The 18,677-nt window shown below is 61.4% G+C and carries 15 protein-coding genes; 3 read left to right on the top strand and 12 right to left on the bottom strand.

Translation table 11 applies throughout. From position 1 onward, the window contains the following. Window positions 1-145: 145 nt before the first annotated feature. A complete protein-coding gene (locus tag RMO89_RS08390; protein WP_310532468.1) occupies window positions 146-313 on the bottom strand; it encodes a hypothetical protein in 168 nt (55 codons plus the stop codon). A 331-nt stretch (window positions 314-644) separates the two neighbouring features. On the opposite strand from RMO89_RS08390, the gene RMO89_RS08395 reads away from it, so the two are divergent. After that, complete coding sequence (locus tag RMO89_RS08395) at window positions 645-2,075, top strand: tannase/feruloyl esterase family alpha/beta hydrolase (RefSeq protein WP_310532469.1); 1,431 nt, start codon at window positions 645-647, stop codon at window positions 2,073-2,075. Between the two features lie 250 nt (window positions 2,076-2,325). Here the strand turns inward: RMO89_RS08395 and RMO89_RS08400 are convergent, their stop codons facing one another. The 8 genes from RMO89_RS08400 to RMO89_RS08435 form a co-directional block, all read right to left on the bottom strand. Next, entirely contained in the window at window positions 2,326-3,156 is an 831-nt protein-coding gene (locus RMO89_RS08400; protein ID WP_310532470.1) for a TIM barrel protein, read from the bottom strand. A 2-nt stretch (window positions 3,157-3,158) separates the two neighbouring features. Then, window positions 3,159-3,971 (bottom strand): sugar phosphate isomerase/epimerase, encoded by an 813-nt coding sequence (locus RMO89_RS08405; protein WP_310532471.1) that lies wholly within the window; start codon window positions 3,969-3,971, stop codon window positions 3,159-3,161. Between the two features lie 3 nt (window positions 3,972-3,974). After that, window positions 3,975-5,219: an alkyl sulfatase dimerization domain-containing protein gene (locus RMO89_RS08410; RefSeq protein ID WP_310532472.1), complete on the bottom strand. Its 1,245-nt coding sequence runs from the start codon at window positions 5,217-5,219 to the stop codon at window positions 3,975-3,977. After that, window positions 5,216-6,487, bottom strand: coding sequence for a sulfotransferase (locus RMO89_RS08415; RefSeq protein WP_310532473.1), 1,272 nt, complete (start codon window positions 6,485-6,487; stop codon window positions 5,216-5,218). Before RMO89_RS08415 ends, RMO89_RS08410 begins: the two co-directional genes overlap by 4 nt. After that, a complete protein-coding gene (locus RMO89_RS08420) occupies window positions 6,484-7,302 on the bottom strand; it encodes an SDR family oxidoreductase (RefSeq protein WP_310532475.1) in 819 nt (272 codons plus the stop codon). The genes RMO89_RS08415 and RMO89_RS08420 overlap by 4 nt, the downstream gene beginning before the upstream one ends. A 90-nt stretch (window positions 7,303-7,392) precedes the next feature. After that, window positions 7,393-8,661: an MFS transporter gene (locus RMO89_RS08425; RefSeq protein ID WP_310532476.1), complete on the bottom strand. Its 1,269-nt coding sequence runs from the start codon at window positions 8,659-8,661 to the stop codon at window positions 7,393-7,395. A 23-nt stretch (window positions 8,662-8,684) separates the two neighbouring features. Beyond that, window positions 8,685-9,731, bottom strand: coding sequence for a zinc-binding dehydrogenase (locus tag RMO89_RS08430; RefSeq protein ID WP_310532477.1), 1,047 nt, complete (start codon window positions 9,729-9,731; stop codon window positions 8,685-8,687). A gap of 73 nt (window positions 9,732-9,804) precedes the next feature. Next, a complete protein-coding gene (locus RMO89_RS08435) occupies window positions 9,805-12,759 on the bottom strand; it encodes a TonB-dependent receptor domain-containing protein (RefSeq protein ID WP_310532478.1) in 2,955 nt (984 codons plus the stop codon). A 378-nt stretch (window positions 12,760-13,137) separates the two neighbouring features. Between RMO89_RS08435 and RMO89_RS08440 the strand changes: the two genes are divergently transcribed. After that, window positions 13,138-13,884, top strand: coding sequence for a hypothetical protein (locus tag RMO89_RS08440; RefSeq protein ID WP_310532479.1), 747 nt, complete (start codon window positions 13,138-13,140; stop codon window positions 13,882-13,884). A gap of 32 nt (window positions 13,885-13,916) precedes the next feature. Further along, a complete protein-coding gene (locus tag RMO89_RS08445) occupies window positions 13,917-14,786 on the top strand; it encodes an MBL fold metallo-hydrolase (protein WP_310532480.1) in 870 nt (289 codons plus the stop codon). On the opposite strand, the gene RMO89_RS08450 is transcribed toward RMO89_RS08445, so the two are convergent. From RMO89_RS08450 to RMO89_RS08460, 3 genes are all read right to left on the bottom strand, one after another. Further along, on the bottom strand, window positions 14,779-16,215 hold the full coding sequence (locus RMO89_RS08450) for an MFS transporter (RefSeq protein ID WP_310532481.1): 1,437 nt from the start codon (window positions 16,213-16,215) through the stop codon (window positions 14,779-14,781). The genes RMO89_RS08445 and RMO89_RS08450 overlap by 8 nt on opposite strands. After that, entirely contained in the window at window positions 16,212-16,943 is a 732-nt protein-coding gene (locus RMO89_RS08455; protein ID WP_310532482.1) for a GntR family transcriptional regulator, read from the bottom strand. Before RMO89_RS08455 ends, RMO89_RS08450 begins: the two co-directional genes overlap by 4 nt. Window positions 16,944-17,009: 66 nt before the next feature. Then, window positions 17,010-18,635: a hypothetical protein gene (locus RMO89_RS08460; protein WP_310532483.1), complete on the bottom strand. Its 1,626-nt coding sequence runs from the start codon at window positions 18,633-18,635 to the stop codon at window positions 17,010-17,012. Between the last annotated feature and the right edge of the window lie 42 nt (window positions 18,636-18,677).

Here is an 18,677-nt window from a genome sequence, read left to right on the forward strand (position 1 = left end):
GATTTCAGGTAGGGAGCATATCGCCAAGAGCGTCGTCAGCCAGATGCCAAGAACGCTCGCAACGAGCGCCGCCGCCTGCGTAGATTCACAGGGGAAATGGGGGCGCGAGCAACCTGAGGTCTGCCGTCCGGATCCCTCACCCAGTTTAGCCGGCCGTAAACCCACCATCAACGGGCAAAGCCGCTCCGTTTGCGATCAGTGCCTGACGTGCAAAAACTTGTTGTTGCCTTATCGAGACAAGGTCAGCCATTTCGGTAGCGATGAGTTCGAGACGACTCGGGATTTCGTCACTGACTTCCTGCTGCCGCGACAAGACCTGCTCCTTGGGAGCTGTCAAACTCCCCGGCATTCGGTTTGCAGCCGAGAGATCTTAGTCAAAATTCTGAATTTGTGCGGGAATTTTTCCGATAGAAGCGGAAAATAAGGTGTGCCCGAAGTGAGATCGAAAGGCTGCCGGAAACTCGGCTAACCAATTTGGAGAATGGCGGTGCATTTGCTTTGACATTACCCTTGGCACAGCTTGAAAACTGGTAGCCAAAATCTATTGAGAAGAACGAACCGGGCGTGCGGGAATTTTAACAATGAACAGCGAAGCAGAGCTGCCAAATGCCGGGCTTTTCCGGAAAATCGCGCACCCAACTATTATGGCGTTGGTTTTTGCCTATGGGTTGCCTGCCGAAGGGCTGGCCAAGGACCTTGCTGTTGTCGAGCCCGTGACCAGGTGTGAGGGATTGTCGGGCTCGACCTTCGCCGTTGGCACTGATCCAGTTCGCATCACTGCGGCCAAGGTCAACGGGGATAATTCTGCGTCGCCGTTCTGCGAGGTAACCGGTTATGTCGCACCACAAGTCCGCTTCGCGATCAAGCTGCCGCTGAAGACCTGGCGCCAGCGCATGTTGTTCCTAGGTTGTGGTGGATTCTGCGGGGGGGTGGGCACCCGGGCTTGGGCCATGGCCAACTGCCAGCCCTACGAGCGCGGCGAATTTGCCGTCGTTTACAGCGACCTTGGCCATACAGCAGTCAATTCTGACGCTGTATGGGCGAGCGGTAACCCTCAAGGCATTCGTGATTTCGGAAGTCGCGGCGTTCATGTCGTGCAACTCGCTGCCCGCAACCTCATTGATTCCTTTTATCGCCAGCCTCCGAAGTACAGCTACTTCAGCGGGTGTTCCGATGGTGGGCGGGAGGCGTTGATGTCGGCGCAACGCTACCCGCGCGATTTCGACGGAATTGTGGCCGGAGCGCCGGCCGCTAACATGACTATGAACAACAGCATCTACCACGGCTGGCTCGTGCAGCATCTGCTTTCGCCGGATCGCCAGCAGCTGGTCGATGACAGCCAGCTGCTGGCCGTCCAGGCGGAGGCAATAAGGCAGTGCGATGGACTCGATGGCCGCGTTGATCAGGTCATCGGCAATCCCGGCAAATGCCACCCCAATCTCGAACGGCTGTCCTGTCCGGCCACCAGTCAGCTTGTTTGCCTGACCCCGCAACAGATTGGTCTGGTCCAGGCGCTCTATGCCGGACCAAGCGATGCCAAGGGTCGTCTGCTCTATCACGGCGTGCCGCCGGGGTCGGAATACAGCTGGGGCCGGCAGGTGCGCGGTTCAGCGGAATTCGCATTCAATTTTACCAGCTTCATGACCGGCGCAGTCAGGCCCGAGGCAAGGGACGTGTGGAAACTTGGCTATACCCCGGCAGACCTCAAGCGATACAACTTCAATGCCAGAGAATTGAACGCGCTAGATCCGGATCTTGGCGCGTTCAATTCAGGCGGTGGCAAACTGCTCGTGTGGCACGGTTCGGCCGATTCATCGATCCCACCGGGCAGTTCGAGCGCTTATATTGAGGCCGTGCGCAAGCGGATGGGTGTAGCGAAGGCCAACGAATTTCTCCGGTTCTATCTGGTCCCGGGTATGGCGCATTGCACGCCGATTGCACCGGGGCCGACGGCCGTCAATTTCCTCGATCCGCTCATGCAATGGGTAGAGGACGGCATTGCGCCTAACAGTATTCCGGCATGGAGCGCTTCGGGCGCGGCCGACTGGAACTTGAAGCCCTATGTCAGCGACTGATCGCCGCCGGTTCTTATGCCTGCATGGAACTACCCGCACAGGCGCAAACAGGTTCTCGCCGGCGGCACATTTCGAAGCGAAATGGCCGAGCCAGGCAATCCTGCTTCGTAACCTCGAATCTTCCTGAAAATGGTGCTGTTGAATCGCCTCCGGTAGCTACATCGAACGCGCCTTCGTCATTCACCCTGATGCGGCTGGCAGGATTCCAGTAATCGACCATTTGTAGATGAAGCTCTGACCAGTGTGGGCGTCAGGCTCCCAGCGCCCTTGCTGCAGAGACTACCCGTGCCGCATGCTCACGGGGCGAAAGGCCTTCCATTAAGTCGGCCAGCGCAGGTGCTTCGATGCCGATGTGCAGGTCCGCTGGAAGGGCTGCGACCCAGTCATGCAAGGGAAATTCGCCTTCGCCTGGCACCGATCGACCGAACGTTGACTCCATCAGGTAAGGCTTGCCATCGACTGGCTCCCAAGGAGCGTCACAGAGCTGTGCATAGCCGATCAGCGCGGGGTCAATAGCCGCAAGTTCCTCGGTCCTGCTGCCAGAGCGGTAAAAATGCATCGAGTCGATCAGGACCTTGGCCTTGCCGCCGCCAATAGCCGCGGCGACCGAGATCGCGTCTGTAAGCGAGTTGATGGCATTCGGCGGCGCGAACTCGACGGTAAATTGCATGCCGCGCGCGATGGTCATGTCCGCGAGTTTGCCCAACTGGTCGATCGTTCGGCTACGGTTGCTTTCTATGCTGACGGCGTTGATCCGTTGCCCGCCAAGGTCGGCGAGAATGTCCAGCCATTCCGCTTTCTCACTCACGTCGAGAGACGGGTCGGCGCGGAAACCTTCACCGAGCGAAATGGCAATTCTGGTGTCGGCAAGCGCTGCTTTGAACTCACGGCGCAGTGCCAGGTCATCAACCAGCGACCATTCGGGATAGAGATTCACGTCTTTGAAGCCGAACCGCTCGAAGGGCATCGACATCAGGCCGAGCGATACGCCCACGCAGCCAAGTTCGGCTGCTAGTTCGACGTACTGGATGGGCGGCATGCCCATCAGGGTCAGATTTTCGATGCCCAGGCGGTTGGTCATGCTCAAGAAATCCCCATGGCATCAAGCAGCGCTGATGCTGCCAGAATGCCTTCCCGCAGTTCTGTTTCATCGGTGGCGGCGGAAAAGTCCGCTGGCACCACTTCGAGATCGAATACGCCGGTGTAACCAGCGTCGATCACGTCCTGCATGAAGCGCTGCACGGGCAATTCGCCCTTGCCGATATGCGCCCGTCCGCCCGGTGCCGGCTTACCCGAAGAGCCAATGACGACATCGTTGATCTGAATCAGAGCGACGTGCGGCATGGCCCGCTTGAACACCTGCCCCAGATCGCGCTGGGTCCAGATATTGGCGAAGTCGGCAACGATGGTCAGGCCGCTCAACTCCGCCATGTCGACAGCATCGGTGAGGTTAGTGATGAAGGATACGCTGGTGCGCTGCGTCGGCTCGATTGCGACCTTCACGCCCTTCTCCAAGCCATAAGCGATTGTCGGTTTGACCGCTTCAGCCAGCAGACTTGCGTCCTCGTCCCAGTCGAGGCGTACGGTGCGCCCGGGGGTGAAGTAGATCGAATGACCACCGATGCCGGCGACCAGATCGATTGTTTCACGGTGGCTGGCGCGGGTAGCTTCCCACGAACTTGGCGAAGAGAGATCATAGCTGCCGACGATCAGCGTCGAGCAGCCTATGCCGGCGTCCTGCAACTGCCGCATCCGCTGCGCTGGGGCATCGGAGATCTTCGAGATCAGCAGACCGGCGTGGCGGACGCCAAGGCTGGTCCACAGGGCCAGGTCCTGTTCGAACGGCCAGCGGAACGAGCACATCGCGTCAACGGAAAGGCGCGGATTGACGGCCATGGTTCAGCTCTCCATTTCGGTGCGAAGCTTGGCGATCTGGGCTTCGAGCCAGCGCACTTCGCTGAAGTTCTCGCGGCCTTCGCGCTCAAGGATGGCCTCGGTTGCGGCGAGCTTGATGCCGAGCGCGGCGCGGTTTCCTGCCTCTTGCGCCAATATGGCTTCAGCCAGATGCATGGCCTCAAGCGGCTTGCCCGCATCGAACAGCGCCTGCGCCCTGCCGAGCACCGGCTCGATGCCGCCGGCGAGTTCGATCAGGTCGGGGAACACGGCCTGCGGGGGCACGTCGTAAAGCTCGGTCGAGCTTTCGAAGCGGAACCAGCCCATGTGCTCTTCCCAGATCGAGCGCACGATCCACGGCACTTTGCCATGCCCTTGCGGGATGGCGAGTTTGGGCGGCATTTTAACCGTCCGCATCAGCGTCCAAAGGTCCACCCCGGCGTTCATTCCGGCAAAGACCTGATCGCGCAGCGACTGCACGCAGTCGCGCATTTTCGTCAGGCTGGCGCGAATGGTGTCCGCGCCGCGCAGGGGTTCGCCGTGGCCGGTGATCAGCACTTCAGGGGCAAGGTCGATCACACGCTGGACCGAATCCAGATACCACTGGACGTAGCGATAGCGTTCGCCGCGCACCGTGTAGAGGTTGGGCACATGGCCGAAGATCGGCCCGGTCATGTTGCCGGTGAAGACAATGCGGTCCTGCGGCAGCCAGACCACCAGCGAACAGATCGTCTCGCCGCCGGGCACCGAGTAAAGCTCGAACCGGCGCCCGCCAAGTTCGAAGGCATGGGAGTCGCGGAACGTCGTTGTCAGCGCCGGCTCGGGGCGCTCGGTCAATTCCTGCTTCTGGTCACGGCTCCACAGCGCGCGGCTGCGGCGGGCCATGGCCTGACCCAATTCGCGGTACTGGATGCGCACGAACGGCTGGTTAGCCTGGGCAATCGTCTCGACACCCGGCGCGTTGAACGTCGGCCAGCCGCCGATGTGGTCCTCATGGCTCTGGGTGAAGACGATCTTGCGGATCGGATCGCTCGTCGCCGCATCAAAGCGGCGTTTGTTCTCGGCCGCCGAATAGATGATGCCAGTGTTGATCAGCACGCTGCCATCGTCGGTGCGGACAAGGTAGAGGTTCGACACGTCCTTCGACATGTAGATGCCGCCCCCCAGATCGACAGCATCCTGCCTGCCGAGACCATCGTTGATGATCTGGGCATTGAGCGGCTGGTTCGTGTCGCGTGTCGGCTGGCTCATCCGGCCTTGACCTCTTCCTTGTAGGGGAATGCTTCGCGGTAGAAGGCGAAGCGTTCGCGCAGGGCCGCGACGTCGAGGTTAAAGTCGCCCGACAGGTCATAGACCACCCGGCCGTCCTTGCCGCGCGGGTGGCTGTCCATGTAGTCGCGCATGTCGGCGATGCTTTCGTCAGTCGAGGGCAGCCCCGCGAACTCGAGCACGCGCTGCGCCGTGCCGACATCGTCAGCGATGACATCACCAAACAGAATGTCGAGCCGCTGGCCGGCGGGCACGTTGTCCATGTCGCGCAGATAGGCGCGCAGCATCCGTTCGATCCGGTCGACCCAGTAATCGACGTGAGCCTTGATGTCGGGCTCCTTCTGGTCGGACAGGATCGACAGGCCGCGCATGGTCAGCACCGATTGCAGGATCGCCAGCGGGTCGCGGTGGATCTGGACGATATAGGCGTCCGGATAATTTGCCATCAGCGCGGGCACCTGCTCGCTGTGCTGGTTGCCCTTGAGGATCCAGCGCCGATCGCTCGGGAACTGGTGCGCGATGGCCTGGAGCATCCGCTTGCCATAGGCATAATGCGGGGTCTGATTATGGCCGAGGTAATAGTCACGCCAGCCGGGGACTTCCGCCATCCACTCCCACTGATAGGTAGTGAAATCGGGCATCTGCAGCTCGTTTTCACCGCAGGCATGGTCGGGCGAATGTTCGTGCATGGCCGCCATGATCGGGTTGCCGCTCATCCGGTCCCAATGCGCAGCAGAACGCACCCAGCGGGGGTCGCGGCCATCCGGGCCGGGTTCTTCACCCGGTGTCGGCACCGCTTCGGAACCGAGGTACACCGGCAAGTGACGCAGGCGGCGATCGGCTGCGATCAGGTTTTCTAGGTGAGTGGTGCCCGAACGCGGCAGTCCGACGATGATAATCGGGCGATCGATCTTTTCATTCGCCACCTCGGGGTGGGCATCGAGATAGGCCTTGTTCTTCAGCCGGTTCGCCGCCGCCTTGACCAGCGAGCCGCGCATCCGCGCCTTGGAATGGCGCCACAGGTTCGTGTTGCGCGCAACTTCGCCAGCGATGGCTTGAAGCCGTTCGACGAAATCCATCGAACCGAAATCGGCAAGACCGGTCTGCGCCTTGGCTTCGGCAAGGATCTTCTCGGTCGAAAGATCAACCGGCTCGGCTTCTGCCGCTTCAAGCTCGGCGCGGCGTTCCGGCGCGATCTCGGGGTTGCGGAACTGCTCGACCCGGAAGACCTTCGTTTGAACCTCGCTCATGCCCGGCGCTCCGCCGAGGTGTTGAGCTTGCCGGCATTGGCCATCCAGCCGCCGTCGATCTTGACGAGGTCTCCGGTGTGATAGCGCGAGGCATCGGACATGAAATAGACGCCGATGCCCTCGAAATCATCCGCCGTGCCAAAACGGCCCATCGGGCAGCGTTCGCGCACCTGCGAGCCGAGCGGTGAGTCCGGCCCGCCGTCGATCACGGTTTCGCTGACCGTATAGCCCGGGCAGACGGTGTTCGCGCGGACGCCGAACTTGCCCATGTCCACCGCAATTCCGCGCGCCAGCGAAGCCATGGCGCCCTTGGCGGCGTTGTAGTGCTGCATGCCGATCGAACCGGTGAGCGCGGACAAGCTGGCGCAAAACAGGATCGAGCCGCCCGGATCGCCGGCTTCGGCCCGGGCGCGCATGTGGCGGGCACCTTCGCGCGCAACATAGAACGCGCCGTGCTGGTTGACCGAGAGCAGGCCATGCCATGCTTCGCTCGTCATGTTGGTGAAGCAGCCCTGGTTGAGCATCAGACCCGCATTGGCGATGACGCCATCCACGCGGCCCATTTCCACAACGGCTTCGGCAAAGGCAGCGATCACGCGGGCCTCATCAGCAACGTCGACTTCCTGGGTCAGCACCCGCGTGCCGAACTCTGCCAGTTCATCCTTTGCCTTGGCATTGGCCTCGGCCCGGCGGCCCCAGATCACGACATCGCCGCCTGCCTTGCAGATGCCCTTGGCAAAGCCGAGTCCGATACCGGCATTGCCGCCGGTAATCAGCACGACCTTACCACTCATGTCCCAAGGCAGCTTCGACATCACTCTCTCCAACGCATCCTGAATTGCACTTATTACCCGGTTATAGCCATGACTTTAGCAAATCAAAGGCTATAAAGGGCACTTTATAGGTTATCGGTGGGGCGTAGAATCGGGATTGGTGGTCCAATCCGGATAGCGGCCGAGACTGAAAATCAGCGCGCCGCTGATCAGCGAAACCACGGCCCCGCCCCACAGCAGGGGAGCGTAGCTTCCCGACATGTCATAGGCGATGCCGCCCAGCAGCGGTCCGATTGCTCCGGCCAGCGCAATCATGCTCGCCATGAAGCCGAAGATCGTGCCGTAATTGCGGATGCCGGCGTAGCGCGCGGTCAGGTAGTTGCAGATCTGGATCTTGGTGCCGGCGGCATAACCGCTGACCATCATGGCCGCGACGATGACCGGCGTACCCGACACGCCCTTGATCAGCAGCGGGAAGGCAATTGCCGTCGAGGCGAGCGTAATGCCGCCGATCCAGCGCGCGTGGAAACGGTCGAGCAGCCAGCCGGTGACAAGCTTTCCGACGATCCCGGCAATCCCGACTGCGCTACCGATCCAGCCGGCATCCGCGCGGGTCAGTCCGGCGTCGACAAGGATCGGGAACTGGTGGACATTGACCGCAATAGTCACGGCCAGAATGAGGAGCGTTGCGATGGCGACGCGCCACAAGGCGCTGTTACGCCAAGCCCGCGCCACGGTGAGGCCGGGAAGATCGTCGCGGGCTGTCACCGCTTCTCCGCCGTTCTTGATCGCGGCGCGACGGTGATCGTGAATGTCGTAGAGAAACAGCAGGCTGAACAACAGCGCGACGGCGCCCCAGCCAAGGCCCAGCCACATGAAGGCCGCGCGCCAGCCCTGCGTTGCAATCAACCAATTGCCCAGCGGCGCGACAATGACTTGTGCCGCAGCGGTCCCCGAGAGAGTGACGCCCAGCGCCAAGCCGCGGCTGGTGTCGAACACACCGGCAACCGCGGTCGACCATACTGTTGTCTTCACCGTCATCGAGATGAAGCCGAAGATCAGCCACACGCCGATCCACAGGGCGACCGATCCCGTGGACAAGCCAAAAGCAGCAATCGACGCGGCTGTCAGAACCAACCCCGGTAGTGCCAAGCGGCGCGAACCCCAGCGATCAATCAGCATCCCTGCAAAGGGAGAACCGATCACTGTGATGATGGCACCGAGCGACATGCCCAGGCTGATCTGGGTGCGGCTCCATCCGAACTCCCGGGTCAGCGATTCCATGAACAGGCCCAGCGCCGGCGACATGAACGAGAAGAAGGAGACGCCAATCGACGAGGCGAGAACCAGCGTCCAGTAACGCCTCCATTCCTGGCCTGCGGTCATTTGCGTCTGAGCCATGAACGTGTCCTTGGGCAGGCCGATCAGGCCGGTAAGGTAATGCAGACCTTCTGGGCTTCGTCGGCCCGTCCTGCCTGTTCGAGCGCATCTTCGATTTGCTCGAGCGGATATTCATGCGTGATGAGCGAAGCGAGATCGAAGCGGCCCGAGCGCATCATGTCGAGAATCTCGGGCCACATCTCTTCGGTCGAATGGCTGCCACAGCCATGAATGTGCCAGTTGTTGAAGGCTACCTGGGCGAGGTCGAGCGCCACCGGCTGCTTGTGTACGCCAACGAGCGTCAGGCTGCCGTCGCGCGGCGCCAGCGCGGCGAAATCATCGATCACCGATGCCACGCCGACGGCATCGACATAGAGCCGCGCACCGCACTTCTCGGCCGGATAGCCGGGGCTACCGCCGAAGATGTTCTTGGCCTTGTCGCGCAGGTTCTCCCTTGCGGGATTGCAAGTTGCAAAGCCGAGCCCCGCAGCATTTTCAAGCCGGAAGTCGGACAGGTCGACCACCATGACCTTCTCGCAGCCATACCATTTGAGCATGATCGCCGAAGCCATGCCGATGATGCCGGCGCCGAAGACCACGGCATGGTCGCCGGGTTGCGGGGCCAACTGCTTCACGCCGCGCGTGGCGATCACGAAGGGCTCGAACAGCACCGATGAGCGCAGTGGTAGGTCGTTACCCAGCGGCAGCAGGCTGTAACCCACCTCGCATTGAGGAATACGCAGGTAGGACGAGAAGCCGCCCGCTGCCGAGACACGGCGCTTGTCGCGGAACGCTTTGTCCGTGTTGACGAAGACCCGGTCTCCAATCTTGAGGCCCTGAACGTTCCTGCCCAGCTCCACCACTTCGCTGACGGATTCGTGGCCAAATTCTTCGTCGATCCAGATGCGGCTGGTGGGGCCGTGTTTCTGCCAGGCGAAGATGTCAGACCCGCAGACGCCAGTCATGACATTGCGCACGATCACCTCATCATCGCCGCAAGCCGGATAGGGCAGATCGACCACATCGACCTTGCCTGGGCCGCGAAAGATCGACGCGCGATAGGATTGCGGCCTGGCGTCCAGAGAGGTCATTGAAAAATCCGTTGAGAGGAACGCGGCCCGGCCCTTGGGAGGCAAACCGGGCCGCGAAAGTGTAGCGATCCGGTCAGAAGCGCTTGCGCAGACCGAACTGGATGACCCGGCCAACCGTATCGCCGAAGTGCCCGTTCACCGAACCGGCGATGTTGGCGACCGACTTGACCAGCGGCGGCGGGGTGTTGAACAGGTTGTTCACCGTCACCGAGATCTGCGTTCCGCTGAGGATCCGGCTTTCTTCCGAGAACTCATACGAAGTGTAGAGACCGAACTGGTTCCACGAATCCACCGAGCTCTGGAACAACGTCGCCGTTGGCAGGACCTGGAACCCGTCGAGATGGGTCAGGGTCAGCTGCGTGCGGAAACCACCCGATGACAGGCCAAGCTGCGCGGTGAAGCGACCGAGCGGACCGGTTTCGCTGCCTGCCGTCGCACCCTGCGAGACGATCAGGTTGTTGACCGTTGGCGAACCCGGATAGGGTACCGACTTGTTGGACAGGTTGTGAGTGCCGTTGATGCTGGCCCACATCTTGCCAAAGCCAGTGCTGAAGTCATAGCGCAGCGAGTAATCGAGACCCGAAACGCGGCTGAACTTCATGTTCACTGTGCGGATGTCAGCCAGCAGGTAGATGTTGCTTGGCGTGGTTGGCGGCGAAGTGCCCGTCTGGCCGATGACAACCGATCCCTGAGCGATGAAAGCATCGATCATCGACTGGGTGATCGCGGTACCGGCAGAGTTGTTATAGATGCCGAGGCCCAACGTCGAATAGGCCGGATTGAGCGACGGGTTGGCGAAGGCATTTTCGTAAGTCGTGACGTAATAGGTCAGACTCGCCCGAAGGCCTGCAACCGGGGTGAAGTCACCACCGATCGACCAGCTCTTGCCGTTCTGCGGCTTGAGGTCGGGGCTGGTCCCTTGGATCGTTGCTAGTGTGGTCAACTGGCCACCGGCGCAGGTTGCCGTTGAGTTGGCATTGATGACGCAGGGCACGCTGGGATTGATCAGTGCCTGGCTGAACGGGAACACCTGATTGACGGTGCGGAAGTTGACCTGCGATCCGGCGGGGCTGCTGGCGATCACGTCCATCGTCGTCGGAGCACGAAACGACTTGCCCCAGGCACCGCGCAGGGCGAGGATGTCGATCGGACGCCATACCACGCCGAAGTGCGGGTTGAACGTGCCGCCATAGCGGTTGAACTTGTCATAGCGGCCCGAGGCGGAAAGCCGCAGTTCACGGATGAACGGCGTGGCATTTTCCTCACTGACCAGCGGTATGTTGGCTTCGCTGAATACCGACCAGACCTTCTGCGTTACCGAAGGCGGACGGAAGTTGGTGGTCGTCGAAGGCAGGATCTGCGAGAACCCGTTGGTCGTCGAATCGACGAAGTATTCAGCCCCGATAGCTGCCTTCAGCGGACCGCCCGGCAGTGTAACGACGGTTCCGTCAAACACGGCGCGCGTCTGGAAGATCCGGTCGCGGGCAAAGCTGTCGAGATGGCCCCCGGTGATCTTGGTGAGCAGCGCCGGATTGGTCGCCCCCGGATTGAACACGTTGAAGCAAGCTGCCTGCGCTGCGGCGAGGTTGCCAGCCGAAGGTGAAGTAAAGTTGAGGTTCGCCGCCACCGCGCAGCTGGTCGTCGAGGTGTTCGACGTCATCAGCATCTGGTTGAAGGCAGCGGTATCGGTCGACGGAGCCGTCGCGTTGCTGCGGCTTTCGTCATAGTTGAAGGTGAACTTGCCCTGCCAGTCACCGCCCAGCCGTGCGAGCACTTCGCCCACTGCGCCCCATTGCTTGAAGAAGGTCGATGCCTCACGGTCTTCAAGCGGAATGAACGAGCTGAAATTGCCGAGCACGGTGTAATTGCCGTTGGCAGTCTCGCCGGCGGGAACCGGACGGTACCACGGATTGCGGCTGGTGATCGTCGTCGTGTAGCCGGCAGTGCCGGGGTTATCGATATAGCCGTTGATGGCTGCGACCCGGCTCTGCGCATAGCGGCCGCGCAGAGTGAACTCGATGCTGTCGGACAGATCGACTGCGACAACGCCGTAGACGTTGTGACGCTCGGTTTCCGGAGACTTGTATCCCAGCGCGCCAAGCGAGCAGACATTCGGCGTGCCGATTAACGTACCGGTCGTGGTGAACGGGGCAGTTCCGATCCCGGTGGCAGTCGACGGATAATAGTGCGTTCCGGCGACGACGCTGCTCGAGCCGAACTGGACATTTGGCGTATTGCAGCGCAGGTCGCGCTCGTAACCGGTCGAGAAATCGAGCGGCTGGAACCAGTCCACCTTGTTGTTCTGCAGCGGCTTCGAACCGGCGTAGTTGTAGGAAATGAAGGCCGAGAAATTGTCCCACTTCTTGCCCACGGTCGCGTTGACGTCCCAGTTGCGGTAGCCGCCCTCGGCGAAACCGTACTTGCCGGAAACTTCAGCGCCTTCGAAGGAACGCCGCGTGACGAAGTTCATGACGCCGCCGATCGCATCCGAACCATAGATCGCCGAACCTCCATCAAGGCTAACGTCGACGCGCTCGATGATCGAGACAGGAATGGTGTTCGGATCGGCGACGTTTTGCGTGATGCCGGTGCCCGAAGTGCGGAGGCCGTTGACCAGCAGCAAGGTAGACGTACCGGTTTCCGAATCGCCGGGGTTCTGACGCAGGCCGGGCTTGATAACGCTGGTGCCACTGCCGAACGAAGCGCCGACCTGGCCAGCGCTGACCTGCGGAATGCCCGTGCCGAAGCCCTGGTTCGATGCACCGCCCGAAACCTGCGGGATGGTATCGAGCAGTTCGGTCACGCTGGTCGCGCCGCGCGCTTCGATCTCTTGCTTGGAAACGGCTGTGGAATTGCCACCGGCGGGCGTGATGCCACGGATGTTCGAGCCGGTGACGACGATCTCGTCCTTGTCGACATTTTCCTCATCGGAAGAGGCGGGCGCGGAAGACTGGGCATAGGCCTGGCCTGTGAACACGACCGGGGCCAGGCAAGTGCTGGCCAGCAGAATGAATGTACGGAACTTCATGTGCAATCCCCCTCTCCAAAGTGCGGATATGACCGGTTCGTGCCGGTTATCCTTGTCTCTTTTACGAAGCGCACATGCTTTTGAGGGCCATGTTTAAGCCAGTTTGGCTGCGTTTCGCTTTAGCAATCTTGTTATCTGAGCGCCTTCAGTATATTCTTTGATAAGCGCTGGCAATGGCATTTTCTTCCTCTTTTAGCTCATTTTCGGCAATCGCCGGTGCGAATGAGGCCTAAAGAGAGGGTTCTATGTGCAGAAGTGTCTGCGGCCATTGAGGATAATCTATAGCCGGAATATCGGCATTTGCGGGTTGCGCGGGGGCGACTTTTACGCAAATTGAGGCAAATGCGGACAAATGGTCCGATTGGGGAGTGTGCACAGATGGCCAAGACCAAGCGTCGCACCGCGACGCAGCAGGCAGCAGACCGGCTGCGGGCGATCGTTCTCGACGCCCCAGAGGGCACCCTGATCGGCAGCGAGGATTCGCTCGTCACACGCCTCGAATGTTCGCGCAGCACTGTCCGCCAGACCGCCCGCCTGCTTGAGCGCGAAGGGCTGCTCAAAGTCCGCCGTGGCATCAATGGTGGCTATTTCGGTACCCGCCCCACGGCCGAGACGATCGAGAGCACGCTTGGCGCGCATCTCGAAGCGCTCAATGTCGACGGGAATGACACGACGACAATGGCAACCGCGCTATGGGTGGTTGCCGTCCGCGCGGCGAGCAATGCCGATCCCTCGCAAATCCGCAGCGTTGTCGATCGCGTATCCCGCAAGCTCAAGTCGCTCGACGAGAACGCCAGCTTCGCCAAGGTCCGCGAGCTTGATCTGATAATCCAGAACGAAATTTTCTCCTTGGCGCATAGCCCCTACATCAAGCTGATCTTCGACGTGAACGTCACGTTCTCACGCCGGCATTTCAGCATGCCAGCTGAGAATGACTCCGGCCCCGCCCATGCCGCCTTCGTCAATTCCTGGCGCGAGGCGAAGCTCATGGAAATGAACGCCATGGCCAGCGGAAACGAGAACCTGGCCGGAGTTGCTGCGCAGCACAGCCGCAAGGTTTGGATCGATCGCATCAAGCAGCGTCACGCGGTGATGGCGAGCGAGGCAAAAGCCTCGGTCGCCTGAACTGCGTGTCACATTGGACGGGATGACCTGACATGACCGCGATCACCTTCGGCGATGCCCGGCTGAACTGGATCGAAGAGGTCCGGATACCGAACAGGATTACCTATTTCACGCAGGACGAGGCGCTGATCGCGGCGAACCGCCATTGGCTTGAACCGCACTTCCTCGATGCCAATGGCATGTTCGATCTGGTCTTCCAAAGCTGGATCGTGGAAGTCGGGGGCCGGATCGTGCTCATCGATCCGTGCACCGGCAATGGCAGGCCGCATGTCGTGCCATTCTTCAACCTGCTCGACACGCCCTATATCGAAGCTATGGGAAGTCTCGGCTACCGGCCGCAAGACATAGACTTCGTGGTCTGCACGCACCTTCACCACGACCATTGCGGCTGGAACACCCACCTGCGCGACGGACGCTGGGTGCCGACCTTTCCCAAGGCGCGCTACATCGTGCAGCGCATGGAATATGAGCGGTTTCGCAGCGGGAAGACGGGGCTGGAAGTGCCCGAGTACAATACCGGGGTGTTTGAACACAGCGTCGCGCCCGTGATGCGTGCCGGCCTGATGGACCTGGCGGAGGGCAACCACGGCGTGTGCCCGCAGGTCACGGTCAAACCCGCGCCAGGTCACACGCTGGGGCACCAGATGGTCCACCTTGATTCCGGCGGACGGCACCTGTTTTTCACCGGGGACTGTTTCCACCACCCAATCCAGTTGGCGGAACCGCATGTCCATTTCGCGGGCGGGGAGGACATTGACCAACTGGTGGCGACCCGCCGGATGCTCGTCGATCTTGCGGTCGACCTGGGTGCCAGTCTTGTCGCCGCGCATACGCCAGCGCCCTATGCCGTCAGGGTCACGCGCACCAATGGGCGCTTGGCGTTCACGGCTGGCTTTAGTTGAGCCTTTCCAGACGGCGAAGATGGTCCACGCGCTCGAAGCTGCCGCCGCGCAGGATCAGTGTGGAGCCAAGAGCCAGCCCGAAGGTGACCGCCAGATAAAGCCAGCCCATGCGGGTCAGGACATCACCCGGCACCTCGCTCCTGTCCGCGCCGGTGGGAAACTCGGCGAATGTCAGGACCAGCCCGGCGGCGAGTGTGCCAAGTCCCTGCGAGGCCTTCCGCACGAAGGTGTTCGCCGAAACCATCAGTCCTTCGGAGCGGTATCCGGTGCGCAGTTCCGCCTCTTCGACCAGGTCGGCGTTCATTGACGACAAGGCGATGAGCACCATCGCCATGGTCCCGGCGCCCACCGCGCTTTGCAGGCCGACCAGCAGGAAAAGGAGGGTCCCTCGTTCGGGAACCATCTCGGTAAGCCGCGCCAGCAAGGGCAGCGATGTGATTGCGAGATAGAACCACAGCATGGCTACCGCCGCGCGGCGCTTGCCGATGCGGCGCACGATCACCGGCGTCAGTGCCGTCGCCGCGAGGCCGATCATCGCCGGCACAAACAGAAGCGAGATTTCGGCTTGGGTGAACCGGTAGAAGTATAGCAGCCAGTAAAGACCCAGCGCGCTGCCCATGCCTGAACCAAGCGCAATCAGCATCGCGGCCAGCGCCAGCCGCTTGAAGCCGGGCGATCCGAAACTGCGGCGCATGTGTCCGAATAGGCTGGCGGGTTTCGGCTGCGGTGTGATCGTCTTCAGGCCTGAAATCCGGCGATGCAACCCGACCGTGCTTATCAGCAGGCAGATCACGATCACCGCGCCGGTGAACAACCCGAACGAAGGATAGCCGTCGCCCGAGAGTACGCCGCCGCTGCCATCTGGATGCTCACGCAGAAAATAGTTGTAGGCGAGCGCGGAAATGCCGATCCCGCCGATCGCTTCGAACAGCGAGCGGATGGTGAGCAGGCGGGTCCGCTCGTCATAGTCGCGCGTCAGTTCGGGCACGAGCGCGAGGTGAGGCAATTCGAACAGGGTATCGAACAGACGCAGCGCCAGCAGGATCACCGCCAGGTAGATCTCGATGCCGAAGGGGGTGAAGCGCGGTGGGGTCCACAGCATGATGAACAGCACCGACATCGGCACGATGGCCGCGTACATCAGCGGCAATCGCCTCCCCAGCCGGCTGCGCAGCCGGTCCGACCAAGCCCCGACCAAAGGATCGAACACCGCGTCGAAAACCAGCGAAACCATGACTATCGCCGAAACCATGAAAGCCGACAGGCCGACGATCTGGTTCCAGTAGAGCATCAGGAACAGGCTGATCGGCACTGTTTTCGCGGCACTTGCCAGAGCTCCCAGGCCATAGAGCAACTGGACACCAAGCCCGAGGCCGGGAGTCGGCTGCGGCCTTTCGTCAAGCGTGCCGGGCGCGCCGAGCGGGGTCATTGCCCGCTGTCGTCGTCCTGGCTCCAATCGACCGCGCGGCCCTCCCACAGGCGGCGGGTGTGAAGGGCCGCCATCATGGCGAGCAGTTCGTCGCCCTGAACGATGGCATCAAGCTCGGCGAGCTTGGCCTGCCGCCAGCGCCGGGCAAAACGGCTGTTCACCACGCCCGGCGATCCTGACACTAAGGTGGCATATTTGCTGCGGGCGAAGGTGACGTTGATCTGGAAAATCAGGTCGATATAGGCCCCGTCGATCAGTTCGAAGATCCGCTTGCGGCCATCACGTTCGGCTTGCGAGATGACGATGGCGGGGGCCTCATCGGGCACGGCTTCGTACATTGCCACCAGTTCGCGGGCGACCTTGCGCACCCGGTCACGGTCAGCACAAGCAGCCTGACGCAGCGTCTCGACCCACAGGGCCGTACTGACATTGCCGGTCCGGTTAGCCTGAAATCCCAGCGAATCTAGATAGTTGCACACCGTGGCAACAACCAGATCGGCATCGGGCCGCGAGGCGAAATAGCCGCCGTTGATCCCGCGCTTGACCTTGAGCAGGCCTTCCCGTTCCAGCAGCCGCGCCGCCTGCCGCACGGTAACACGCGAAACGCCGGCCATCTCGACCAGCGCATCCTCGCTGCCTAGTAGGGTGCCCTCTTCTGCGGTCAGGGCAACGTCACGCAGGCGTGATGCCGCAACGTCGATCGGGCTGACGGGCTTGTCCTTGCTCACACGGGTTACTTGCCCGCGCCGTGTGCCGCTGTCCAGTCGGTGGGCCGGAGAGGCGCGGTGAACGCGCTATTCGTCCACAAGGAACGCCGGGACCGTATCAATCTCGTATGCCATCGAGATGCCGTTGTATTCACCCGAGACCGGATCGTAGAGCCCATCAGCGTGGCGGCGGAAGCCGTAATAAAGCCCCGGGATCTTGTAGTTGAACAGGCCTTCCGAATAGCCGCTGCTGACGGCCAGCTTCTTCCATTCCTGATAACCGCCAAGCAACACCTTTGCCGATCCGTCCGCCTGCGGTGCAATGCGGAAGCGGGCCTGATGCAGGCTGGCTTCCGGGCCTTGGCCGGGGTTCATCTTGAGCAGCGGAATCGGGTCAGACATGACCACGCCGTCGACGATTCGCCCCTTCACCCGCGCATTGTAGATGGCAAAGTTGGGATCGCGGCTGGGGGAGAACGTGTAGTTCGGGATGAAAGTTTTGCCCAGGCTGTCCCGCACCGGCCGATCGCCTGAATAGATCAATGCGACCTCGACTTCGCCGTCGTTCTTGTCGTCGTCGATCCCGCTGACTTCAATGAGAGTGACGACGTTGCCATCGGCGCGGCGGGCATTTGGCGTCTGGTTGCCATAGCCCTGCTTGCCGCGCAGTCCGGGGACGCAGCCATAGACGCGCAGGAGCTGGTTATCGATGCCTTTGCGGCCATCGGGTGCAGTGAAATTGGCATGTTTGCGGATGCCATTGGGTGTGCGCGTGCCGGACTGCTCACCATCCAGGTCAAGGCCATCAGCGATGGTCGCCTTCGGCTCGGGCATGACCGGGTCAGGCACGGAACCGGGGAAGCTGGCAACGCTCATCCGGTGCGGCCCGCGCCGTTCGCTGTCCGGGCCATAAGAGACGCCCTTCATTGACCAGCGCTTCTTGAGTACGGCCACTTCGCCTTCCGTCAGATAGCGATAGACGTCCGCCTCGCTGGGCTTGGTTTCCAGCACCGGGCAAGCCTCGGCCTGCGGAGGCAGGGTAGCCGGCGCGATCCAGGTGATCAGGTAGGCACGGGCTTTCTGACCAGGTTTCGGCGCTGCTGGCCGGACTGCCCTGATTTTCTCAGGTGCGACCGGAATGGGATTGGCGTTGGGCCGCGCCGGATCATAGTTCAGCCATTGAATGTCGCGGAACGAGATCATGATGATCTGGTCAGCGGCGCCCTTCAACACCGGGCAGTCATCTACCACCACGTCCTTCAAACGGTATTCCCAGAACGCCGGGAACTCAGCCGGGCGTGCCCCCAGTTCAAGCACGGGACGAGCGCGGTCGGAACTTTCGGCATAGGTCAGCTGCGCGATCGGCGTCTTCTTGGCACAAAGCGCCATGAGTGCCGGAAGATCGGCATTGGTCTTGCTGAACGACAGCGCGATCTTGCCACCGCCATTGCCGGGCTTGGGCACGTTGGGACCACCGAAGAACAGCTTGTTGCCCGCCAGCGGATCGGTGGCACCGCTATTGAGCTTGGTCAGGCGGCCCTGCCACTCACTCGCCTCCGCGCGGATCCAGTCCTTGTGTTCGGTACCCTGCCAGTGGCCCTTTTGATCGGGGATCGAAAGGAAGCTGTCGCCGATGTATGCCGAGGCCGTTTCGCTCCAGCCAAGCGCCATCGCACTGAGTGCAATCAGACCAAGCTTTCCTTCGTTCCGCACGCGATCCTGTCCTCTCATTTTTTGTCTTCAATCGATCCGCGA

This window comes from Novosphingobium sp. (genome assembly GCF_031424035.1).
In the GTDB taxonomy this organism is placed as follows: Bacteria; Pseudomonadota; Alphaproteobacteria; order Sphingomonadales; family Sphingomonadaceae; genus Novosphingobium.